At 75.4% G+C, this 20,874-nt stretch carries 23 protein-coding genes; 16 read left to right on the top strand and 7 right to left on the bottom strand.

Annotation, left to right across the window (positions count from 1 at the left end; all coding sequences use genetic code 11):
• Positions 1 to 2: 2 nt before the first annotated feature.
• The 5 genes from O7602_RS15255 (at position 3) to O7602_RS15235 (ending at position 6,936) form a co-directional block, all read left to right on the top strand.
• On the top strand, positions 3 to 1,748 hold the full coding sequence (locus O7602_RS15255) for an ABC transporter ATP-binding protein (protein WP_281589883.1): 1,746 nt from the start codon (positions 3 to 5) through the stop codon (positions 1,746 to 1,748).
• 112 nt (positions 1,749 to 1,860) lie between these two features.
• Complete coding sequence (gene secA2 / locus O7602_RS15250) at positions 1,861 to 4,155, top strand: accessory Sec system translocase SecA2 (RefSeq protein ID WP_281589882.1); 2,295 nt, start codon at positions 1,861 to 1,863, stop codon at positions 4,153 to 4,155.
• Between the two features lie 182 nt (positions 4,156 to 4,337).
• On the top strand, positions 4,338 to 5,078 hold the full coding sequence (locus O7602_RS15245; RefSeq protein WP_281589881.1) for a GAF and ANTAR domain-containing protein: 741 nt from the start codon (positions 4,338 to 4,340) through the stop codon (positions 5,076 to 5,078).
• 76 nt (positions 5,079 to 5,154) lie between these two features.
• Positions 5,155 to 5,661: a DUF2231 domain-containing protein gene (locus O7602_RS15240; RefSeq protein ID WP_281589879.1), complete on the top strand. Its 507-nt coding sequence runs from the start codon at positions 5,155 to 5,157 to the stop codon at positions 5,659 to 5,661.
• A 522-nt stretch (positions 5,662 to 6,183) separates the two neighbouring features.
• The gene (locus O7602_RS15235; protein ID WP_281590323.1) at positions 6,184 to 6,936 is read left to right on the top strand and encodes a class I SAM-dependent methyltransferase; all 753 of its coding nucleotides are present in this window, start codon (positions 6,184 to 6,186) and stop codon (positions 6,934 to 6,936) included.
• Here the strand turns inward: O7602_RS15235 and O7602_RS15230 are convergent.
• A complete protein-coding gene (locus tag O7602_RS15230) occupies positions 6,914 to 7,888 on the bottom strand; it encodes a DUF3500 domain-containing protein (RefSeq protein WP_281589877.1) in 975 nt (324 codons plus the stop codon). The two genes, O7602_RS15235 and O7602_RS15230, sit on opposite strands and share 23 nt — an antisense overlap.
• A 19-nt stretch (positions 7,889 to 7,907) precedes the next feature.
• Entirely contained in the window at positions 7,908 to 8,300 is a 393-nt protein-coding gene (locus O7602_RS15225) for an ankyrin repeat domain-containing protein (RefSeq protein ID WP_281589875.1), read from the bottom strand.
• Positions 8,301 to 8,410: 110 nt separating this feature from the next.
• On the opposite strand from O7602_RS15225, the gene O7602_RS15220 reads away from it, so the two are divergent.
• The 11 genes from O7602_RS15220 to O7602_RS15170 all read left to right on the top strand — a co-directional run bounded on the left by O7602_RS15220 (position 8,411) and on the right by O7602_RS15170 (position 15,707).
• Positions 8,411 to 8,863, top strand: a complete 453-nt coding sequence (locus O7602_RS15220; protein ID WP_281589874.1) for a cysteine dioxygenase family protein — start codon at positions 8,411 to 8,413, stop codon at positions 8,861 to 8,863.
• Positions 8,864 to 8,913: 50 nt separating this feature from the next.
• Complete coding sequence (locus O7602_RS15215) at positions 8,914 to 9,405, top strand: rhodanese-like domain-containing protein (protein ID WP_281589872.1); 492 nt, start codon at positions 8,914 to 8,916, stop codon at positions 9,403 to 9,405.
• Positions 9,406 to 9,457: 52 nt separating this feature from the next.
• Complete coding sequence (locus O7602_RS15210; protein ID WP_281589870.1) at positions 9,458 to 10,066, top strand: winged helix-turn-helix domain-containing protein; 609 nt, start codon at positions 9,458 to 9,460, stop codon at positions 10,064 to 10,066.
• Between the two features lie 291 nt (positions 10,067 to 10,357).
• On the top strand, positions 10,358 to 10,963 hold the full coding sequence (locus tag O7602_RS15205) for a winged helix-turn-helix domain-containing protein (protein WP_281589868.1): 606 nt from the start codon (positions 10,358 to 10,360) through the stop codon (positions 10,961 to 10,963).
• Between the two features lie 103 nt (positions 10,964 to 11,066).
• Positions 11,067 to 11,696, top strand: coding sequence for a uridine kinase (locus tag O7602_RS15200; protein WP_281589866.1), 630 nt, complete (start codon positions 11,067 to 11,069; stop codon positions 11,694 to 11,696).
• A gap of 196 nt (positions 11,697 to 11,892) precedes the next feature.
• The gene (locus O7602_RS15195; protein ID WP_281589864.1) at positions 11,893 to 12,291 is read left to right on the top strand and encodes a TraR/DksA C4-type zinc finger protein; all 399 of its coding nucleotides are present in this window, start codon (positions 11,893 to 11,895) and stop codon (positions 12,289 to 12,291) included.
• Positions 12,292 to 12,316: 25 nt separating this feature from the next.
• Positions 12,317 to 13,186 (top strand): DUF72 domain-containing protein, encoded by an 870-nt coding sequence (locus tag O7602_RS15190; RefSeq protein ID WP_281589862.1) that lies wholly within the window; start codon positions 12,317 to 12,319, stop codon positions 13,184 to 13,186.
• Positions 13,187 to 13,290: 104 nt separating this feature from the next.
• Positions 13,291 to 13,476: a hypothetical protein gene (locus tag O7602_RS15185; RefSeq protein WP_281589860.1), complete on the top strand. Its 186-nt coding sequence runs from the start codon at positions 13,291 to 13,293 to the stop codon at positions 13,474 to 13,476.
• 5 nt (positions 13,477 to 13,481) lie between these two features.
• A complete protein-coding gene (locus O7602_RS15180; RefSeq protein ID WP_281589858.1) occupies positions 13,482 to 13,910 on the top strand; it encodes a DUF2267 domain-containing protein in 429 nt (142 codons plus the stop codon).
• A 213-nt stretch (positions 13,911 to 14,123) separates the two neighbouring features.
• A complete protein-coding gene (locus O7602_RS15175) occupies positions 14,124 to 14,426 on the top strand; it encodes a hypothetical protein (RefSeq protein WP_281589856.1) in 303 nt (100 codons plus the stop codon).
• 9 nt (positions 14,427 to 14,435) lie between these two features.
• Positions 14,436 to 15,707: a cupin domain-containing protein gene (locus O7602_RS15170; protein ID WP_281590321.1), complete on the top strand. Its 1,272-nt coding sequence runs from the start codon at positions 14,436 to 14,438 to the stop codon at positions 15,705 to 15,707.
• Positions 15,708 to 15,826: 119 nt separating this feature from the next.
• Here O7602_RS15170 and O7602_RS15165 read toward each other — a convergent pair whose 3' ends face one another.
• The 5 genes from O7602_RS15165 to O7602_RS15145 form a co-directional block, all read right to left on the bottom strand.
• Positions 15,827 to 16,498 carry a hypothetical protein gene (locus O7602_RS15165; RefSeq protein WP_281589854.1) on the bottom strand — a complete coding sequence of 224 codons (672 nt, stop codon included), beginning with the start codon at positions 16,496 to 16,498 and terminating at the stop codon, positions 15,827 to 15,829.
• Positions 16,495 to 19,167, bottom strand: coding sequence for an FtsK/SpoIIIE domain-containing protein (locus O7602_RS15160; RefSeq protein ID WP_281589852.1), 2,673 nt, complete (start codon positions 19,165 to 19,167; stop codon positions 16,495 to 16,497). The genes O7602_RS15165 and O7602_RS15160 overlap by 4 nt, the downstream gene beginning before the upstream one ends.
• The gene (locus tag O7602_RS15155; protein ID WP_281589850.1) at positions 19,160 to 20,038 is read right to left on the bottom strand and encodes a hypothetical protein; all 879 of its coding nucleotides are present in this window, start codon (positions 20,036 to 20,038) and stop codon (positions 19,160 to 19,162) included. Before O7602_RS15155 ends, O7602_RS15160 begins: the two co-directional genes overlap by 8 nt.
• A 9-nt stretch (positions 20,039 to 20,047) precedes the next feature.
• A complete protein-coding gene (locus O7602_RS15150) occupies positions 20,048 to 20,308 on the bottom strand; it encodes a hypothetical protein (RefSeq protein ID WP_281589849.1) in 261 nt (86 codons plus the stop codon).
• Between the two features lie 185 nt (positions 20,309 to 20,493).
• Positions 20,494 to 20,871, bottom strand: coding sequence for a hypothetical protein (locus O7602_RS15145; protein ID WP_281589847.1), 378 nt, complete (start codon positions 20,869 to 20,871; stop codon positions 20,494 to 20,496).
• Positions 20,872 to 20,874 lie beyond the last annotated feature (3 nt).

Genomic DNA, 20,874 nt, shown 5'->3' with positions numbered 1-20,874 from the left:
TCATGACCGTCGAAGCCGGCCCGATGCCGGGGCTCGCCGCGCTGCTGCCCTATCTGCGTGCCCACCGCGGCACCCTCGCCGGGGTGGGTGGGTTGTCGCTCGCCGGGTCCGTCGCCGCGCTGACCCAGCCGCTGCTCACCCGCACCGTGCTGGACCGGATCACCGCCGGCCAGCCGGCCGCGTTGCTCGTGGTCGCGCTCGTCGCCCTGGTGGTGGTCGCCGCGCTGCTCGGCGGGCTCCGGGACTACCTGCTCCAGCGGACGGCCGAGGGGCTCGTGCTGGGTGTGCGCCGTCGCCTGGCCGGGCACGTGCTGCGCCTGCCGATCGTCGAGTACGACAGGCGTCGCACCGGCGACCTGCTGTCCCGGGTGGGCGCGGACACCACGCTGCTGCGGGCGGTGATCACGTCTGGCCTCTTCGAGACCGTCACCGGGGCGGTGATGGTGGTCGGCGCGGGCACCGCCATGCTGCTGCTGGACCCGCTGCTGTTCGGGGTGACGCTGGCCGCGGTCGCGGTCGGTGTGGTCTTCGCGGTCACCGTCGCCCGCCGGGTGCGGGGCCTGGCCCGCCGGGCGCAGGAACGGGTCGGCGAGATGACCTCGGCCGTGGAGCGGGCGATCTCCGCGGCGCGCACCATCCGGGCCAGCCGCGCCGAGGGCCGCGAGACCGACACGGTGGTGACGAGCGCGACCGCGGCGTACCAGGCCGGGTTGGGGGTGGCCCGGGCCGAGGCGCTCGTGGGCCCGGCGAGCACGATCACCGTGCAGGGCGCGTTCCTGCTGGTGCTGGCCGTGGGCGGGGCCCGGGTGGCGTCGGGGGCGATCAGCGTGGGTGACCTGGTCGCCTTCGTGATGTTCCTGTTCTTCCTGGTGATGCCGCTGGGCCAGGGCGCCCGCGCGTACACCCAGTTGCAGAGCGGGTTGGGCGCGCTGGCCCGGATCGAGGAGATCCTCGCCGTGCCGGGCGAGGGCGCGGACGACCGTCCCGCCGCGGCGGGCACGCCGTCCGTGGACGTTCCGGCCCGGGTCGAGTTCGACCGGGTCGGCTTCGGCTATCCCGGCGGTCCGCCGGTGCTGCGCGGGGTGAGCTTCACCGTGCCGGCGGGCACCCGGACCGCTCTGGTCGGCCCGTCCGGCGCCGGCAAGTCCACCGTGCTGGCGCTGGTCGAGCGCTTCTACGAGGTGGGCGAGGGCGCGATCCGGCTGGACGGGGTGGACGTGCGGGAGCTGCCCCGGGACGCGCTGCGCGCCCGGCTCGGATACGTCGAGCAGGAGGCGCCGGTGCTCGCCGGCACGCTGCGGGACAACCTGCTCATCTCCGCCCCGGACGCCACCGACGACCGGCTGCGCGCGGTGCTCGACGAGGTGAACCTGACGCACCTGGGCGACCGCACCACCGACGGGCTGGACGTGCAGGTCGGTGAGGGCGGCGTGCTGCTCTCCGGCGGGGAACGGCAACGGCTGGCCATCGCCCGGGCGCTGCTGGCCGGGGCGCCGGTGCTGCTGCTCGACGAGCCGACCAGCAACCTCGACGCGCGCAACGAGGCGGCGCTGCGCCGGGCGATCGACGCGGTGGCGGTGCGCCGCACCCTGTTGATCGTGGCGCACCGCCTCTCGACCGTGGTGGACGCCGACCAGATCGTGGTGCTCGACGGCGGCCGGGTGGCGGCGATCGGCACCCACGACGAGCTGACCACGGTCAGCCCGCTCTACCGCGAGCTGGCCGCGCACCAACTGCTCGTGGACTGATACCGCCCGGACCGGCCCTGACCTGCGGTGACCGGCCGGAACCCGGACACGTTCCGACCGCCGTGCCGGGCGGGGGTCACAATCGGCTGCGGTTCGCGTACCGTTGCGGCTCATGGGTGTGTCGCAACGGTTGAAGACCAGGCTCCGCCAGTTCCTCCAGCGCCCGGGGACGACTGTCGACCTGGCCCCGCTGGAGAAGCTGCTGCCGGCGATCGAGGCTCGCGAGACCGAGCTGGAGAAGCTCTCCGACGCCGAGCTGACCGAGGCCGCCGGCCGGGCGGAGAAATACGAGGAGATCTGCGCCGTCGGCCGTGAGGCGGCCCGCCGCGGGCTCGACCAGCGTCCCTACGACGTGCAGCTGCTCGGCGCGATGGCGCTGCTCTCCGGCAAGGTCGCCGAGATGGCCACCGGTGAGGGCAAGACGCTCACCGCGACCGTCGCCGCGTACGGGCACGTGCGGCTGGGCAACGGGCCGGTGCACGTGCTCACCGTCAACGACTACCTGGCCCGCCGGGACGCCGAGTGGATGGAGCCGGTCTACACCCTGCTCGGGCTCACCGTGGGCTGGGTCAACGAGGCGTCCACCCCGGAGGAGCGGCGCGCCGCGTACGGCTGCGACGTCACCTACGTCGCCGTCAGCGAGGCCGGTTTCGACTACCTGCGCGACCAGCTCGCCACCGACGTCACCGACCGGGTGCAGCCCTCCTTGAAGACCGCGATCGTGGACGAGGCCGACTCGATCCTCATCGACGAGGCGCGGGTGCCGATGGTGCTCGCCGGCGCGGTCCCGGGCGAGCAGGATCCGGTGCACGCCGCCGCCGCGCTGGTGCGCGGGCTGCGCAAGGGCCGGCACTACACCGTCGCCGAGGACGGTCGCAGCGTCGCCTTCACCTCGCTCGGCCTGGCCACCGTCGAGGCCAAGCTCGGCGGCATCGACCTGTACGACGCCGAGCACGTCGGGCAGCTCTCCGCGGTGAACGTGGCGTTGCACGCGCACGCCCTGTTGCACCGCGACGTCGACTACATCGTGCGGGACGACTCGGTCGAGCTGATCGACGAGATGCGGGGCCGGGTCGCCCAGCGGCGGCGCTGGCCGGACGGGCTCCAGGCCGCGGTCGAGGCGAAGGAGGGGCTGGACGCCACCGCCGAGGGCGAGGTGCTGGGCACGGTGACCGTGCAGGCGTACATCGCGCTCTACCCGACGGTCTGCGGGATGACCGCGACCGCGGTGCTCGTCGGCGACCAGCTCCGGGAGTTCTTCGGCTTGGAGGTGGCGGTGATCCCGCCGAACACGCCGTGCGTCCGGGAGGACGAGCCGGACCGGATCTACGCCACCCGCGCCGAGAAGGACGAGGCGCTCGTCGACGAGATCACCCGCTGCCACGAGGCGGGGCGTCCGGTGCTCGTCGGCACGCTCGACGTCAAGGAGTCCGAGGCGCTGGCCGCCGCGCTGGGTGAGGCCGGGGTGCCGAGCGTGGTGCTCAACGCCAAGAACGACGACGAGGAGGCCGGCATCATCGCCGAGGCCGGCGCGTACGGCGCGGTGACGGTCTCCACCCAGATGGCCGGCCGGGGCGTGGACATCCGGCTCGGCGGCAGCGACCAGTCCGACCGGGAGCGGGTGGCCGAGCTGGGTGGCCTCTACGTGATCGGCAGCGGTCGGCACGACAGCCGCCGGGTCGACGACCAGTTGCGCGGGCGGGCCGGCCGGCAGGGTGACCCGGGCGGGTCGGTCTTCTTCGTCAGCCTGGAGGACGACCTGGTCGTGCGGCACGCCGGCGACACCGTGCCGGCGTCGCCCCGGATGAACGCCGACGGTCTGGTCACCGATCCGGTGGTCGACTACGCGGTGGAGCACGCCCAGCGGGTCGCGGAGGGCGTCAACCACGAGATCCACCGCAACACGTGGCGCTACAGCCATGTGATCGAGCAGCAGCGCAAGGCCCTCGCCGAGCGGCGGGAGCGGCTGCTGACCACGGACATCGCCGCGCTCATGCTGCTGGAGCGCGTGCCGGAGAAGGCCGGCGAGATGGACGAGGACCTGCTCGCCGACGTGGCCCGCAAGATCGCGCTCTATCATCTGGACCGGCTCTGGGCCGAGCACCTGGCCGAGTTGTCCGAGGTGCGCGAGGGGGTGCACCTGCGGGCGCTGGGCCGGCTCGACCCGCTTGACGAGTTCCACCGCAGCGCGGTGCCGGCGTTCAACGCCCTGGTGCCGGAGATCGAGACGCGGACCGTCGCCACGTTCGAGGAGACCGAGTTCGACGAGGGCTGGGAGCCGGATTCGTCCAAGCTGGTGCGGCCCACCGCCACCTGGACCTACCTGGTGCACGACAACCCGTTCGGCTCGGAGCTGGACCGGCTGATCGCCTCGGTGGGGCGGCGGCTCATCTCCGGGTCGCGCTGACCCCGAGCGCAGGGCCCCTTCCGCCGATCCGGTCGGAAGGGGCCTTTTTGCGCGGTTTCGACGGTGGTCTGGGAGGGTAGTAGGCCGAGGCTCGGCAGAGAGAGGGCGGACATGGGACAGGCAACGACGCCGGACACGGACACCGCGCGGGCGGACGCGGGGGCGGTGGGGGCCGCGACGCGGTGAACCTCCACACCTGCCATCCGACAACCGAGGATCTCGGCGTGCTGGAGACCGCCGCGCTGCTGCGCGAGCTGACCGCCGGCCTGATCGCCGTGACCGATTTCGACGAGGCACTGGACCGGCTGGTCCGGATCGCCCGGGCCGCCGTGCCCGGGGTGGACTGCTGCGGCTTCACCGCGTTGCGTGCCGGTGAGCCCGCCGGGGTGGCCGCCTCCGACGCGCGCCGGGCCGAGCTGGACGACCTGCGGTACGGCCCGGACACGCCGGCCCTGAGCGCCATCCGCCGCCGGGAGATGACCATCGCGGGCGCGCTGGCGGAGGAGACGCGCTGGCCGGCCTGGTGCGCGCGCGCCCGGGCGCTCGGCGTGCACGGTGTGGTCTCCGCGCCGGTCGATGTGGACGACCACGTCATCGGCGCGATCAACCTGTACGCGGAGTCGCCCGGCGCGCTCACGCCGAGCCACCAGCTCACCGCGATGCTGCTGGCCGAGCACGCCGGGCTGCTGCTGGCCGCGGTCCGCGACCGGGAACGGGTGGCCGCCCGGGCCGGTCAGCTCGACGGCGCGTTGCTGGTCGAGGGCGTGGTCGGGCAGGCGGTCGGCGTGATCATGACGCAGCGGGGCTGTCCCGCGCCGGAGGCCCTGGACGTGCTGCGCAGCGCCGCCTCCTCGTTGGACATTCCGCTGCGCGCGGTGGCGGAGCGGCTCGTGCTCACCGTCTCCCGTCCTCGGGACAACTGAGCGACAGTCGTTTCGCTCCACGGGCCGTCGGGTAGCACCCTGGACTGGTGAGCCGCGCCGACGTGGGGAGGACGCGATGGAGAGCCGACTTCGGGTGCAGGGGCACCCGATCCAACCGATGCTTGTGACGTTCCCGTTCGGGCTCTTCGTCAGCGCCGCCGTGTTCGACCTGGCCGATGTGGTCGGCGGGCCGGCGTTCCTCGGCGAGGTGGGCTACTGGACGGCGGTCGCCGCCCTTGTCGCCGCCGCGCTCACCACGGTCGCCGGGATGGTCGACCTCTGGGACGTACGCGCCGGTCGGGCCGACCGGACCGCGCTCACGTTCAACGTGGTGAACGCGGTGATGGCCGGGCTGTTCCTGCTGACCTGCCTGGTCCGGGCGCAGGCACCGCAGCGGGGCGCGACCACCGGCCAGCTCGTCACCGAGCTGGTGGCGCTGGTCGTGGGCGCGGTCGGGGTGGCGCTCGGCGCCCGCTTGATGCAGCGGTCCGACCGGAGCCACGCCGCCGAGCCGACCGGGCTGGAGGCGCTCGCCGAGATCCCCGGCGCGACCGTCGAGATCTCCCGTCCCCGGCCGTTCTGACCGTTCCCACCCGCAGGCCGCCCGCCACGGGCCGCCCGTCCACCGGCGCGGCGCCTCTCCGGCGTGCCGTACCTCGGCCGTGCCGTACCCCGGCCGTGCTGGACCCCGGCCGTGCTGGACCCCGGCCGTGCTGGACCCCGGCCGTGCCGCACGGCCGGTGGGCACCAGCCCGGTCCGCCGCCGGGGTACCTGCTCCCGTTTCTCGGGATCGATCTTCCAAGTCGCGAGACCAGGAGAGATCTTGGTAGAAATCGGCCCCTATAGGGGCCATTTCGTACCAAGATCTCCGTGCGTCGCCACCGAAAGGCACCGACCGCGTCGGCGGCGGGAACGCCGAGAGCGTCCGGTCCAGTGCCGAGGCCGGGGTACGGCGCGTCCGGTCCAGTGCCGAGGCCGGGGTACGGCGCGGCCGGTCCAGCGCCGAGGCCGGGGTACGGCGCGGCGGGGGTACGGCGGTGAGCCGGCGCGCCGGGTAAAGGCGTTGCCAGCCCCCGGCGCCGGCGGCAGGCTGCGTCCATGACGATGGAACGGGGGTTCGACGAGCTGGTCGCCGAGGCCGTGGCCGCGCCGGTCGAGGGTTGGGGCTTCTCCTGGCTGGCCGGTCGCGCCACCGAGGAGCGCCCGCCATGGGGTTACGCGCGCCTGGTCGGTGCCCGGCTGGCCGCCGCCCGGGCCGCGCTGGACATCGACACCGGCGGCGGCGAGGTGTTGGCCGAGGCGCCCGCGCCACCGCCGCTGCTGGTCGCCACCGAGGCGTGGCCGCCGAACGTGCCGGTGGCCCGGCGCAACCTGCGCCGGGTCGGCGCGTCCGTGGTGCGGGTGGCCGACCGGCCGCCGCTGCCGTTCCGGGACGCCGGGTTCGACCTGGTGGTCAGCCGGCACCCGGTGGACACCTGGTGGGACGAGGTGGCCCGGGTGCTGCGCCCCGGCGGCAGCTATCTGTCCCAGCAGATCGGCCCGGGCACCGTGCGGGAGCTCAGCGAGGCGATCCTCGGGCCGTTGCCGCCGCCGGCGCACCGGCACCCGGAGCGCGCGGTGGCCGACGCCGAGGCCGCCGGGCTGACCGTGGTGGACCTGCGCACGGCCACGCTGCGTACCGTCTTCCACGACATCGGCGCGGTGGTCTGGTTCCTGCGCAAGGTGGTCTGGACCGTGCCCGGCTTCACGGTGGAGCGGCACCGCACGGCGCTGCGCCGGCTGGACGAGCGGATCCGCGCCGAGGGGCCGTTCGTCGCCCACGCCCGACGGTTCCTCATCGAGGCGCGTCGCCGGTGACCGGGCGGTGCGCGGCGGCGTGGTGGGCGGCCAGCACGTCGGCGCCGAAGTCGGCGGCCGGGCGGCGCAGCACGGTGTGCGCGTGGTTGCCGTCGTCGGTGGTGTTGTCGTACTCGATCAGCAGGTCGTCGCCCTGCACCCGGTAGTAGTGCCGCCGGCCCGGCTCGACCGGACCGGCCCAGGCGAAGTGCAGTTCGCCGCCGTCGAGCCGGGCCGCCTCGCGGGCCGCCAGGTCGGCCGGGAGCCGGTCCAGGTAGAGCGCGACCAGGCGGTCGAGCAGCGCGCGGCCGGTCGGCCCGAGCCGACCCCGTGGTACGCCGAGCGGGTCGAGTCGCTTGGGCGCGGTGGCCCGGGTGGCGCTGATGATGTCGGCCGGCGCCTCCTCGGCGATGATCGCGGCGGAGCGTCCGGCCGGGCCGAGCGCGTCCAGCAGCTCCCGGGCCAGGTCCTCCTCCGGGCCGAGTGGCCGGGAGACCGGCCGGCCGGCGTGCCGGACGGTGGCCGGGTTCGCGCCGAGGAAGATCGGGGCGGGGGAGACCAGGTCGTCGGCCACGGTCATGCTCACCGACAGGTGGTGTCCCTCGAACCGCCAGGCCCAGCGGTCGTCGCGCGCCGGGTCGCCGAAGACCGCCACCCAGTAGTCGCCGCTGTGCCGGCCACGCCGCCAGCCCTCGGCGCGGTCGAGCACCTCCTCAAGGGCCACCACGGCCATCGCCTGGGCGTACGCGGGCGGGCTCAGTGCGGTGGCGAGCAGCCGGTGGGCGGCCTTGCGGGCGGTGACGTCGAGGTCGGCGACCGGGACGCCGGGCCGGGGGCGGGGCCGGTACTCCAGCCACCGCCGGGCCGGCTCGTCGTCGAAGTCGTGCCGGGCGCGCCGGCGGGCCGGCTCGTCGAGCGCCGCCAGCAGCGCGGTGGCCGCGGTGCGCATCTGCTCGGGTACGGGTTCCTCCACCGGCCCTGTATACCGCAGGTCAGTCCCGACCGAGCAGCGTCAGCATCTCCGGCAGGTCGAAGAAGCGGGCGGTCTCGACCGCGGAGGGGCCACCGTGGTCCGGGTCGGCGCCGGCGTCGAGCAGCGCCCGGACCGCCGCCGCGTTCTGCCGGAACAAGGCCGCCGCCAGCGCGGTCTGCCCCCGGTCGTTGACCCGGGCCGGGTCGGCGCCGCGGGCGAGCAAGGCCGAGACGGTCTCCGGGTGGGCGTGGTAGGCGGCCAGGATCAGCAGCGTGTCGCCCTTGGCGTTGGTGAGGTTGACCGGCAGTCCGCCGTCCACGTTGGCGGCCAGTTCCTCCGTCGCTCCGCTGCGGGCCAGGTCGAACATCCGGTGCGCGAAGGCGATCGTCTCGCCGTCCAGTTCGTCGGGCATCCGCCCAGCCTAGATCATCCCAGCATCTGGAATTACCTACTAAACCTATCGGGTTTGCCGCCTAAGGTATGGGAGTACGCGCCGCTCCGCACCGTGAGGACGTCCCGCCGATGACCAGCACCGACCCGACCGACCTGCGCACCGTCGCCGCCCGCTGGGCCGACCCGACCGGCTGGCCGGTGCCGTTGCGCTTCGACCGGTCCGAGCGGTGGTACGCGCGGCTGCACGCCGACGGCGAGCACGAGGTGTGGGCGCTGAGCTGGTTGCCGGGGCAGGGCACCGACCTGCACGACCACGGCGGCTCGTCCGGCGCCTTCCTGGTCGTCGTCGGCGTGCTCACCGAGGAGACGGTGAGCGGCAGCCGGCTGCGTCCGCACCGGCTCGCCGCCGGCGCCGGCCGGCGTTTCGGCGCCCGGCACGTGCACCAGGTCACCAACCGCGGCGACCAGCCCGCGGTGAGTGTGCACGTCTACCGGCCCGCGCTGCGCCGGATGACCCGCTACCGCCTCGACGCCGGGCGGCTCCGGGTCGCCGAGGTGGCCGAGGCCGGCGTCGCGTGGTGAGCCGGCCCGCCACCCCGATCCCGAACCCCGTCGAACGGAAGGACGCCGACATGGCGCTGACCCCCGCCCTCGTCGAGAGCTGTCCGGTCCCCCCACCCGGCTCCCGGGGGATCGACGACCTCCTCGCCGCCGCCCGCGCCCGGCTGCGGCGCCTCGACCCGGAGCAGGCGCACCTGGCCCACCGGGGCGGCGCGTTGCTCGTCGACATCCGCCCCGCCGGCCAGCGGGCCGCGCACGGCACCGTGCCCGGCGCGCTCACCGTCGAGCGCAACGTCCTGGAGTGGCGCTTCGACCCGCGCTGCCCGGCCCGGCTGCCGCAGGCGGTCGACTACGACGTGCCCGTGGTCGTCCTCTGCCAGGAGGGCTACACCTCGTCGCTGGCCGCCGCCGCGCTACAGGACATCGGCCTGCGCCGCGCCACCGACGTGGCGGGTGGCTTCGCCGCCTGGCGCATCGCCGGCCTGCCCACCCTCGGCCCCACCCCGCCGTCCCGACCCTCGTCCACCGCGCCCCCGGTCACTGCCGGCCGGGCACTCCGCTGACCGTCCCGCCGCACCCGGCGGGGCGGGGCGCCCGCCCGCACAGGAGGCACCCATGTCCGTCGTCGCCCTCACCACCCGTCCGGCCCGACCGGGCCGCACCGACCGGGTCCTGCCGCCCCGGCCGCGTACCGGACCGACCCTGACCGTCACCCTCGACCTGGGTGCCGGCCCGCTGACGCCCGGCCTGGCCCGGCTGGTCGAGCTGCTGGACGAACTCGCCACCGCCGGCGAGGACGCGGTCCACCCCGACGGGCACCGGGCCGCCCCGGCCGTGCTCGACCTGCGCCGCGTCGCCGCCCGACCTGCCGAACCCCGGGAGACGCCGGCCGAGCCGCCACCGGCGACGCCGGACCTGTCCGGCGGCCTGCGCATCCTCACCGGCACCCGGCGGGTCCGGCACGGCGGCGTCGAGGTCGCCCTCACCCGGATCGAGTACGACCTGCTGCTGTTCCTCGCCGAGCACCCGCGTCGGGTGTTCACCCGGCGGCAGCTCCTCGCCAACGTGTGGGGCTACGAGCACGCGGTGGCCCGCACGGTGGACGTCCACATCCGTCGGCTGCGGGCCAAGTTCGGTCCGGACACGCCGCTGGTGACCACCGTGTACGGCGTCGGCTACCGGCTCGCCGACGACGCCCCGATCGAGGTGGACCGCGACGCCTGAGTCGCCGCCCGCCGACACGCGGCGTACCCGGCTTCCGGGTGCGCCGCGTTCACGTTCCGTGCCCTACCGGCCATTGTGAACCGGGCGGGGACCCCCCGTAACACCGCGTTTCGTCGCTCTGCTGTAATCAACGGGCCTCGCACGCAGAGCGAGCACTCCGCTCCGGTGTGTTCGTCAATTGTCACATTCATGCAACACAATGGCCCCTTGACCCCCACGCGAGCGCCGGGAAGCATCGATGAAGCGGTGTCCCGGGCCGCGGGGAGATACCCGGACCAGCCAAGGAGGACCATGTCGGTCAGCCCCGCCTCGCCGCGCGCCGGATGGCATACGTCCCAACCCGTGGTCCCCGGTCGTCCGCCCGGCGGTCAACGTCGCCCCGCCAACACCGCCACGCCCGTGCTCACGGTGACCCTGAACATTCCGCTGGCCTGCGAGGAGTCGCTCACCCCGGCCGCCCGCCGGCTCCTCGACGCGGCTCGTGAGCTGCTCGAACGCGGCGACGCGGTGATCAGCACGGGGACCGTCGCGGCGGAACGCCGCCCCGAGGTGCCGACCGGTCGGGCCCCCGCACGTCCGCTCGCCTCGACGATGACGACCCTGCACATCCTGGCCTCCTCCCGGTCGGTGCTGCGCGACGGCGAGCCGTTGCCGCTGACCCGCCTGGAGTTCGACCTGCTGCTGCACCTGGTCGCCCACCCGCGCCGGGTCTTCACCCGACTGCAACTGCTCAACGCCGTCTGGGGGTACGAGCACGCCGGCGTCCGCACCGTCGACGTGCACGTGCGCCGGCTGCGCGGCAAGGTCGGCGTGGACGTGCCGCTCGTCACCACCGTCTACGGGGTGGGCTACCGGCTCGCCGACGACGCCCGGGTGACCATCGACCGCACCGGCTGACCTGCACGCCACCCCTGCGAGAGCCCGCTCGCCGGACGGAGCCCCGACCGCCCGGACGCGCACTCGTGGTCGGTCCGCGCGGCTGGCCGGGCAGGATGGACGGATGCGTGTCCGTCCGATCAGCCCCGACCGCCTCGTCGCCGAACTGGTCGCGCGGCTCACCTCCGCCGAGACGCCCGGGCGGCTGCGGGTGGCCGTCGACGGGCCGCCGGCCGCCGAACCGGACGCCCTCGCCGCCGCCCTCGTCGACCCGCTGCGCGCCGCCGGACGGCCGGTGCTGCACGTACGGGCCGCCGACTTCCTCCGTCCCGCCTCGGTGCGCCTGGAACAGGGACGCACCAACCCGGACGCGTACTACGAGGGCTGGCTCGACGAACCGGGCCTGCGCCGCGAGGTGCTCGACCCGGCCGGCCCGGACGGCAGCGGCCGGCTGCTGCCGTCGCTCTGGGACGCCGACACCGACCGGGCCAGCCGGGCCACCTACCGGCGGGTGCCGGCCGGCGGCGTGGTCCTGGTCAGCGGCGCGCTGCTGCTCGGCGGCCCGCTGCCGTTCGACGTCGCCGTGCATCTGGTGCTCTCCCCGGCGGCGCTGGCCCGGCGCACCGACCCGGCGTGGCGCTGGACCCTGCCGGCCTTCGCCCGCTACGCCGACGAGGTCGACCCGGCCTCCTTCGCCGACGTGGTGGTACGCGCCGACGACCCCCGCCACCCGGCCCTCGTGGAGACCGGCTGAGCCGATGCGCGCACGCGGGCACGAACTCACCGGAAAGTGACAGGAAATCTCCGGTTTGGCCCGCTGGGGGCAGGGGTATTCGCCCGGCTCACAGGGCACGGGTGAGTTCGCCCGCCCACCACGTCCCGGACCGGGTCCGCCGGCGCTCGTCGCTCCGGCCGGACCCGTTATGAGACCGCAGGAAAGGCAGGCAGCGATGCTCGTCCACGACACGACAGCCACGGGCCGCTCCCAGGCGGAGGTCGACCAGATCCGGCAGTCCCTGCGGTCCCGGTACGACGAACTGACCGCGGAGTACGACCTCGCCGTCGCGCAGAGCCAGGTGCTGCGTCTGGTCGAGGTCGGCGACACCGCCGGCGACGACCAGGCCGACAGCGGCACCAAGACCGCCGAGCGGGACACCGCGCAGTCCCTGCTGCGCACCATCCTGGAGCGGCGCGCCCAGTTCGAGCGCGCGCTGGCCCGCCTCGACGAGGGCACCTACGGCTACTGCGAGGGCTGCGCCGCGCCGATCCCGGTGGAACGGCTGGAGATCTTCCCGTCCGCCACCTCCTGCGTGGCGTGCAAGCAGACCCGGGAGCGGCGGGCGGCCTGAGCCCGCCCGGTCGTCGGTCGGTCCCGTGGGTGAGATCGAGGTGGGCACCGCGTCGTGGACCGACCGGACCCTGCTCGACTCCGGCTGGTACCCGGCGGACGCCGACACCCCGGAGCGCCGGCTGTCCTACTACGCCCGGCAGTTCCCGTTGGTCGAGGTGGACGCCACCTACTATTCGCCGCCGGCCGAGCGGACCGCTCGGCTGTGGGCGGACCGCACGCCACCCGGGTTCACCTTCAACGTCAAGGCGTTCAGCCTGCTGACCGGCCACCCGACCCGGGTCTCCGCGCTCTACAAGGACCTGCGGCCGGCCACGCAGAAGCGCACCGTCTACCCGGGTGACCTGCCGGCGCAGGCGTACGAGGAGGTCTGGACCCGGTTCCTGTCCGCCCTCGACCCGCTGGTCTCCGCCGGCAAGCTCGGCGCGCTGCTGTTCCAGTTCCCACCCTGGTTCACCCTCCGGCGGGACAACAAGCAGTACCTGCTCGAGGTGGCGCGGCGGTGCGCCCCGCTGCGCCCGGTCTTCGAGTTCCGGCACGCCTCCTGGTTCGACGGCGACCACGCCGACGAGACGCTTGAGTTCCTGCGCGGGCACGAACTGCCGCTCGTCTGCGTGGACATGCCGCAGGGCCACCGGTCGTCCGTACCGCCGGTGCTGGCCGCCACCGCGGACCTCGCGGTGGTCCGGTTCCACGGGCACAGCGACAAGTGGACGAGCAAGGACATCCACGAGAAGTTCGGCTACGACTACTCCGACCGGGAACTGCGCGACTGGGCGCCGAAGCTGCGCGAACTGGCCGGGCGGGCCGAACGGACGCACGTGCTGATGAACAACTGCTATCGCGACCACGCCCAGCGCAACGCCACCACGCTCGTCGGCCTGCTGGCGAACTGAGCGCGCTTCACCCACACCGGGTGAGGCCCGCTCACCCGTCCGCCGCGCAGCATGGGCGGTGCGCGCGGCCCGCCGGACCGCGCGCGGCGACGAGGAGGTGGGTCATGACGGTACGGGTGGTGGCGGATCGACGCCGCGGCGGCGTCCTGCACGTGGTCGGCGACACCGGTGTGCCGCGCGGGCGCGCGGGGCGGCCCGGCCGCTTCAGCCCGACCCGGCTCTGGCGGGGGCCGAGCGGACCGCCGCGACGCGCCGACGACCGACGCTGGGAAACCGACGCCCGGGGGTGAGCCGGATGGCTGAGCAGTTGATGTCCGCGTTCGAGTCCTCGCTGGACAAGACGAACGTGATCCTCAAGGAAATCGAGTCGGCGTACGGCTGGCCGGCGGATCGCCGCAACCAGTCCTACGCCGCGTTGCGCACGGTGCTGCACCTGCTGCGCGACCGGATGCCGGTGGGGGAGAGCGCCGAGTTCGCCCAGCAGCTGCCGGTGCTGCTGCGGGGCATCTACTTCGACGGCTGGCAGCCGGAGAACGTGCCGATCAAGCTCAACCGCGACGACTTCCTCTACGAGGTCCGCCAGGGCTTCCCGTACGACACCGACGGCGGCCCGCGGCGGGTGGTGCAGGTCGTGCTGGACACGCTGCGCCGGCACGTCACCCAGGGGGAGTGGCAGGACGTGAAGTCGAACCTGCCGCGCGACCTCGGTCAGCTGATCCCCTGACCGGCCGGTGGCGTCCGGGGGACCGGCGGCCCGGCCCGCCGGTCCACCCTCCGCGTCCTGGCACCGACCGGGTCCGCCGGCCGTGCCGGCGCGAACCGTCCGCGTGTGCCGGTCCGGACGTCTACGGTGTGTTAGAGAAGATCGAATGTGGGGTACCACCCGCTGCAACACGGTCCCCGGGAACACGCGGGGCGGCACACCGAGGGAGCACCCATGGCTTTGAACGACGACGACATCCAGACCAGCGGCGGCGGCGGGCTGGAGGGTCCGGCCGACGGTGGCGCGACGCCGGGTCAGCACGACGGTGGCGCGGACGGCGGCGCGGAGGGTCCGGCCGACGGCGGCGCGGCCCCGGGTCAGCACGACGGTGGCGCGGACGGCGGCGCGGAGGGTCCGGCCGACGGCGGCGCGACGCCGGGTCAGCACGACGGTGGCGCGGACGGCGGCGCGGAGGGTCCGGCCGACGGCGGCGCGACCCCCGGCCAGCACGACGGCGGCGCCGACGGCAGCGCCTGAGCGATGACCATGACGCACGTCGACCCGCCGGGTGGCCACGGCCACCCGGCGGGTCCGTCTCCTGCCGCCGGGGCGCTGGCCCGCTGCGTGGCGGTCGAGCCGGCCACGTTCGTCGCCGACCACTGGGGCCGCGGCCCACTGCTGTCCCGGGCCGCCGAGCTGCCCAACCCGGACGGCTTCACCGACCTGCTCAGCCCCGCCGACGCCGACGAGTTGCTCAGCCGCCGCGGCCTGCGTACCCCGTTCCTGCGGGTGGCCAAGGACGGCCAGCTCGTGCCGGCGGCGCGGTACACCGGCGGCGGTGGCGCCGGCGCCGAGATCGGCGACCAGGTGCGCGACGACAAGGTGCTGGCGCTCTACGCCGACGGCGCCACGCTCGTGCTCCAGGGCCTGCACCGCACCTGGCCGGCGCTCGTCGACTTCGCCCGTGACCTGGGCGCCGCGCTGGCCCAGCCGTTGCAGGTGAACGCCTACCTCACCCCGGCCGGCAGCCAGGGTTTCGCCACCCACTACGACACCCACGACGTGTTCGTGCTCCAGGTCGACGGCCGCAAGCACTGGCGCATCCACCCGCCGGTGCTCGCCGACCCGCTGGAGCGCCAGCCCTGGGGTGGCCGGGCCGACGAGGTCGCCGCCACCGCCGACGGCCGGCCCGCGCTGGACGTGGTGCTCGAACCGGGCGACGCGCTCTACCTGCCCCGCGGCTGGCTGCACAGCGCCCAGGCGCAGGAGTCCAGCTCGCTGCACCTGACCGTGGGGATCCGGGCGCTGACCCGGTACGCCATGGTCGAGGAGCTGCTGGCCCTGGCCGCCGAGGACGCCCGACTGCGCGCCGGCCTGCCGTTCGGCCTCGACCTGGCCGACGCCGACGCGATCGAGCCGGAACTCACCGAGACCGTCGAGGCGCTGCGCGACTGGCTGCTGCGGGCCGAGCCGGCGGCGGTGGCCGCGCGGCTGCGGGACCGGGTGTGGCCGGCCGCCCGCCCGGCGCCGATCCGACCGCTCGCCCAGGCCGAGGCGCTGGCCCGGCTGAGCCCGGACAGCCGGATCGCGGTCCGGGACGGCCTGCGCTGGCAGCTCACCCCGACCGGCGCCGGTCGCGTCGCGCTGCGCCTGGTCGACCGCACGCTCACCCTGCCCGGCACGTGCGAGGCGGCGCTGCGCGCGCTGCTGGCCGGCGAGGTCACCCGGGTCGGCGACCTGCCCGGCCTGGACGACGACGCCGACCGCCTGGTGCTGACCCGCCGCCTCCTGAAGGAAGCCGTCCTGACCCCCGCCTGACCCACCCCACCCACCCACCGTCCCGCCGCGGTGATCATGAAGTTGACGGCGATGTCGATCTCCGTTGATGCCGCCAACTTCATGATCGCCGGGCCGGCGCGGGGTGGGGTGGGGGCGGGTCAGCGGGTGTAGGTGACGGCCAGCAGGAGCAGTGTGGTGGCCAGGCCGCTGGCGGCGACCAGGATCATCGGGCGCGGGGTCAGCACCGCGTGCCGACGGTCCGCCAGCAGCCGGGCCGGCGCCAGCCCGACCAGCGGACCGAGCAGCGTGATCACCAGCGCCAGCACCGGCAGGCCCACCGCCAGGTCACCGCCCGAGCCGGCGCCGAGCGCCCGCGTCCCGATCCCCAGCAGGTACGCCACCAGCGCGCCGCCCACCCCGCACGCGATCAGCAGCGGGTTCACCGAACCGGGCAGCTCGCCCGGCGTTCCGGTGCGCTCCAGCAGCTCCCGCACGCCGCGCAGCAGCGGCACCGGGTCACCGGCGACGTCCCGGGCCGGCCCGGGCGGGTCACCCAACCGCCGCACGCTCATGCCCAGCCGATCGCGGAGCTGCGCCCACAGGTAGGTGACCTCGCCGTCCACCCGGTCCACCATCCGCTGCGCCGCGGTCACCTCCGCCTCGGCCCGTCGGACCGCCTCGGCCGCCTCGGCCACCGCGCGGTCGGCGGCGGACACCTGCTGGGCGTACCAGGTGTGCGCCTCGGACCGCTGGGCGGACACCCGGGCGGTCAGCTCGGCGAGTCGGCGGATCTGGGCGCTGTACGTCTCACTGGAGACAGGTTCGTTCATCGCGAAGGACCATAAGGGATGATCACCTGCCCGGTGCGGTGCACCGCGCGGTCGAAGAAGAGACCGCGCCACGGCCGGGGATACCAGTCCGGCCCGCCGCTGCCCGGGTAGAGCGACGAGCCCAGCTCACCGCCCTGCACGTCGAGCGCCACCCAGGCGCCGATCTGGTCCGTGCGGGCGCCGGCGCCGCCCAGGTCGGCCCGCATCCGGGCCACCCCGCGCCACCAGGCCAGCACGTGGGTGCGGCGTTCCGGCCCGTCATGCAGGATCCGGCGCAACTGCGCCAACCCGGTCCGGGTGCCGGCCTTGCCGGCCAGCGACCCGGCCGCCGCGTCCACCGCGTACAGCAGCAGGAAATGGGGGGTACGCGGGGTGCCCGGCGCGGCCAGGCCGTCGCCCACCTCGGCCATCAGCTCGGGCACCGTCTCCTCGTCGTACCAGGAGGCGTCGCCGGGCAGGTCCTCGTAGAGCGCCCGGGCGGCCGGGTCGGCGTCCGGGTCGAGGCAGGCGATGGAGAAGCGGGCGGCGCCGGGACGGTACTGCCGGGCCAGCGAGCGGGCGGCGGCGTCGAGCACCGCGCACGCCTCGTCCACCCGGGTGCCCAGCACGGCCAGGTTCCGGCCCGGGGCCCGGGGCAGCCGCAGCGCCGCCGAGCGGGACTGCACGTCGATGATCTCCCCGAGCACCGCCACCGGGTTGCGCGGCAGGCCCTGTTCGGGGGCGGTCAGGGCACGGAAGTCCGGCGCGTCGGCGAGCCGGGGGATCGCGTCGCCGTCGAAGAGCCGGGCCGGCGCGGCGTCCTGCGGGCGCATCCGCCACAGCCGGTGCTGCAACTCGCTCCACGTCTCCCAGTCGCTCGCGGACGGGATCCGGGCGATCTCGTTGCCCTCGGTCAGGCCCGACTCGGCGTTGACCACCGCGTGGTGGCGGGGCAGCGACTGCGCGGCGTCGTTGCGTTCGGCCAGGATGCGCAGCGCCTTGGGCAGCGCGATGCGCAGGGTGAACTGGGCGACCAGGGCCGGCCGGCCCCACAGCGCCTCGATGCCCCGCACGTCCTGGGACGCGAGCACCAGGTGGATGCCCTGCGACCGGCCCCGCCGGGCCAGGTCCTCCAACAGGTCGGCGGCCTCCCGGGCGACCACGTCCCGGCCGGCGAGCAGCGCCTGGAACTCGTCGACCACCGCGACGATCCGGGGCCAGTGCCCGGTCGGGTCCACCGCGCGCAGCTCGGCCAGCTTGGTGACCTCGTGCTTCTTCGCCGCGTCGGCCCGCCGGCGCAGCTCCTCGGCGAGGAACCGGAGCAGGCCCAGGCCGAACTCCCGGTCGGTGTTGACGTTGATCCCGACCAGCCGCATGTGCGGCAGCCAGCTCGGGTCGCGCCGGCCCTTCGCGAACCGGGCGAAGGACACCCCCTCCTTGAAGTCGAGCAGATAGAACTCCAGCTCGGCGGGGGAGTAGCGGGCGGCGAGCGCGCCGATCCAGGCGAAGATCAGGTTGGTCTTGCCGGTGCCGGACGGACCGCCGATCAGCGCGTGCGGCGGGTAGTCGCCGAGGGTGAGCAGCACCGGGCGCCCGTGCGGGCCCTCGCCGATCGGGGCGCTGAGCCCGTGCGCCGAGTCCTCCCGCCAGTATTCGTCCGGCGCGGGCAGCAGGTCGGTGAAGGGCGTCGGCGGCGGGCCGGCGTTGACCCGGGAGGCGAGCGTGCGGCAGGTCTCGGTGACCAGGGCGGGCGGCGGCGGGTCGTCGAGCACCACCGGCAGCCCGGCGATCCGGGCGTCGTCCGGGTCGACCACGATCCGGGTGACGGTCCGGTCGTCGGGCAGGTCGATGCCCCGGACCACCAGGTGCACCCCGCAGGCCGCGCCGGTGCGCACCACCCGGTCGAGCTGGCCGCGCTCGTGCCGGGACAGCTCGTCGCCGCCGAGCAGCACCGCCACCCGCCACGGCTCGGGGCGGCGGCCGGTGGCGGCGGCCAGCTCCCGCAGCGAGCCGTACTCGCCGGCCAGCACGGTGGCGTTGATCCGGCGGATCTGCTCCACCAGGTCGTCCAGGAGCCGGCCGAGACCACCCGGGCCGACGAAGGTGAGCAGGCCGGCGGTGCCGAGCGGGGCGAACCCGGCCAGCCCGCCGCCGAGGTGCTCCGGGTCGTACCCGAACAGCCGGACCCCGCCCGGGTCGGCCCGGCCGACGGAACGCAGCAGCAGCGCCGGCACCACCGCGGCGAGGCCGTCCCGGTCGCCGCCGGCCAGGTGCGCGTGCCCGGCGTCGAGCAGCGGCACCAGCGCGGGCACCGGCGCGGCGCCGGGGATGCGTACCGTGCCGATCCGGACCGCGCCCGGTGGCTCGCCGCGACCGGCGGGCGCGGCCTGCCAGTGCTCCCACGGCGTGGACGCCGCGCCGGGCGCCTCCCGCCGCGCGGCGTCGGCGGCCCGGCCGGCCAGCTCGGCCAGCCGGGTGGTGTGCCGGGCGTCGATCTCGGCGAGCCGCCGGTCGCGCGCCGCGCCGACCCGCTCCGGCACCGCGGCGGCGGCACGTCGGGTACGGTCCAGCCGCTCCCGGTCGGCGGCCAGCTCGGCCTCGGCGGTGGCGAGGCGGGTGCGGGTGGCGCCCAGGGCGTCGGAGAGCATCCCCCGGACCCGCGTCACCAGTTGGGCGCGGACGTCAGCCACGCGACGGCTCCCGTTCCTCGGTGTCCCTGGGCAGGTCCCGGCCGAGCCGTTGCAGGAGCACGCCGGTGACCACCCCGGCGGTGACCGCCGGGTCGGCGGCGTGCGGCTGCTCCTGCCCGTCGTCGCGGCGCGGCGGTGGCATCCGGCAGACCCGGGTGAGCAGCGTGTCGAGCACCGGCGGCGGCAGGCCGGGCAGCAGGTCGCGGACCCGCCCGTCCAACTCGCGGCGCAGCCGGGTCAGGTCGTCCGCGCGGGGCGGGTGGCCGAGCAGTTCCCCGGCCAGGTCGCGCAGCATCGGCGGGGCGATCGCGGCCAGGCCGAGCCCGACGTCGGCGTGGGCCCGGCGCAGCTCGCGGTGCAGCCGGTCCCGGTCGCCGGAGCGGATCCCGACGACCACCCGGCGCAGCAGCTCCCGGGAGTCCTCGATCCGCTCGTCCGGCTCGTCGGGGGCGCCCTCCCGCCCGCCGGTCAGCTCGGCCACCCGGACCGCCCACCACCGTTTCACCGCGGGTTGCTCGTCCGGCTCGGCGTCCGGGCCCGGCGCGGGCGGCGCGTCGCCGCGCGGCGTGTCGTGCCGGGGCCGGCGCTCGCCCGGCGGCGGGGGCGGCGCGCCGTCCGGGGACAGCCCGATCGCGGCCAGGTACGCGGTGAGCTGCTCCTGCGCCACGCGCAGCGCGTAGCCGGTGGTCTCGGCGTGCTCGATGGCGGCGGACAGCTCCGGCACGCCCATCGGGTCGGCCGACTCCTGGCGGACCCAGCGCAGCCGTTCCTGCGCCTGGCCGAGCTTCTCCAGCGCGGCGGCGAGCTGCGCCAGCGGCAGCTCCTCGGCGGCGGCGCGGACCTGCGCGCCGATGTCCTCGACGATGGACACGGCCGGCCCTCAGAGCGTCGACACGTAGAGCTGGGCCTGCTCGACCGCCACGAGTGTCGCCGCGAGGCAGTCCTCCAACCCCTGGCTGGCCTGGGTCAGCGAGGACTGGGCCGCCTCGACGGTCTCGTGGCCGCTGCCCTCCAGCGCGCCGGCCAGGGTCTGCTGTGCCTCGGCCAGCTTCTCGCCGGCCGCCTGCACCGCTGTCTGCCCGTCACCGATCTGCTGGAGAGCGACATCGATGGCGGCCTTCAGCTCGGCGACGCTCGCCACGTGGACCTCCTGGGGGCAGGGGAGATCTCCATTACAACCCATCCCACCGGATGGGCGAACATCCGCCCTCGCGCCGTTCCTGCCCGGGTGTCCGATTAGGGCGCTGACGTGCGCGAAGACCGCGCCGCCCGGCCTCCGCTGGTCCCACGGACGGGCGGGTCGGTCCCACCGGCGGGACCCCCGGGTCAGCGGCCCAGCCAGCGCGGCCCGCGTACCTCCGCGCCGAGCGCGGTGACCCGGGCACGCAGCTCCCGGTCGGCGGTCACCACCACCCGGCGCCGGTCCGGCGCGGCGGCGACCAGCTCGACCACGGTGTCGTCGCCGGACCCGGAGGCGGACACCACGTCGACCCCGGGTGACGGCGCCACCCGGCGGGCCGCGCCCTCCACCACCAGCACCACCTGCACCGGTGGTGGCAGCTCCGGCGGCACCCCGGCGTCGGCGAGCGGCGCCAGGGCGTCGCGCAGCCGGACCGCCGCGCCGGCCCGGTCGCGCCACCAGCCGTCCGGCCGGGAACCCACCACGTTCGCGCCGTCGACGACCAGCAGCGGCCTGCTCTCCATGCC

The organism is Micromonospora sp. WMMD1128 (assembly GCF_027497235.1).
Lineage (GTDB): Bacteria > Actinomycetota > Actinomycetes > Mycobacteriales > Micromonosporaceae > Micromonospora.
This window is presented reverse-complemented; position numbering and strand designations above follow the sequence as displayed.

Bases quoted from the DNA above. Each gene is read 5' to 3' on its own strand.
- O7602_RS15255 (WP_281589883.1), top strand. From the start codon at position 3: ATGACCGTCGAAGCCGGCCCGATGCCGGGGCTCGCCGCGCTGCTGCCC.
- secA2 (WP_281589882.1), top strand. From the start codon at position 1,861: ATGGGTGTGTCGCAACGGTTGAAGACCAGGCTCCGCCAGTTCCTCCAG.
- O7602_RS15240 (WP_281589879.1), top strand. From the start codon at position 5,155: ATGGAGAGCCGACTTCGGGTGCAGGGGCACCCGATCCAACCGATGCTT.
- O7602_RS15235 (WP_281590323.1), top strand. From the start codon at position 6,184: ATGGAACGGGGGTTCGACGAGCTGGTCGCCGAGGCCGTGGCCGCGCCG.
- O7602_RS15225 (WP_281589875.1), bottom strand. From the start codon at position 8,300: ATGCCCGACGAACTGGACGGCGAGACGATCGCCTTCGCGCACCGGATG.
- O7602_RS15220 (WP_281589874.1), top strand. From the start codon at position 8,411: ATGACCAGCACCGACCCGACCGACCTGCGCACCGTCGCCGCCCGCTGG.
- O7602_RS15215 (WP_281589872.1), top strand. From the start codon at position 8,914: ATGGCGCTGACCCCCGCCCTCGTCGAGAGCTGTCCGGTCCCCCCACCC.
- O7602_RS15210 (WP_281589870.1), top strand. From the start codon at position 9,458: ATGTCCGTCGTCGCCCTCACCACCCGTCCGGCCCGACCGGGCCGCACC.
- O7602_RS15205 (WP_281589868.1), top strand. From the start codon at position 10,358: ATGTCGGTCAGCCCCGCCTCGCCGCGCGCCGGATGGCATACGTCCCAA.
- O7602_RS15200 (WP_281589866.1), top strand. From the start codon at position 11,067: ATGCGTGTCCGTCCGATCAGCCCCGACCGCCTCGTCGCCGAACTGGTC.
- O7602_RS15195 (WP_281589864.1), top strand. From the start codon at position 11,893: ATGCTCGTCCACGACACGACAGCCACGGGCCGCTCCCAGGCGGAGGTC.
- O7602_RS15185 (WP_281589860.1), top strand. From the start codon at position 13,291: ATGACGGTACGGGTGGTGGCGGATCGACGCCGCGGCGGCGTCCTGCAC.
- O7602_RS15180 (WP_281589858.1), top strand. From the start codon at position 13,482: ATGGCTGAGCAGTTGATGTCCGCGTTCGAGTCCTCGCTGGACAAGACG.
- O7602_RS15175 (WP_281589856.1), top strand. From the start codon at position 14,124: ATGGCTTTGAACGACGACGACATCCAGACCAGCGGCGGCGGCGGGCTG.
- O7602_RS15170 (WP_281590321.1), top strand. From the start codon at position 14,436: ATGACGCACGTCGACCCGCCGGGTGGCCACGGCCACCCGGCGGGTCCG.
- O7602_RS15165 (WP_281589854.1), bottom strand. From the start codon at position 16,498: ATGAACGAACCTGTCTCCAGTGAGACGTACAGCGCCCAGATCCGCCGA.
- O7602_RS15145 (WP_281589847.1), bottom strand. From the start codon at position 20,871: ATGGAGAGCAGGCCGCTGCTGGTCGTCGACGGCGCGAACGTGGTGGGT.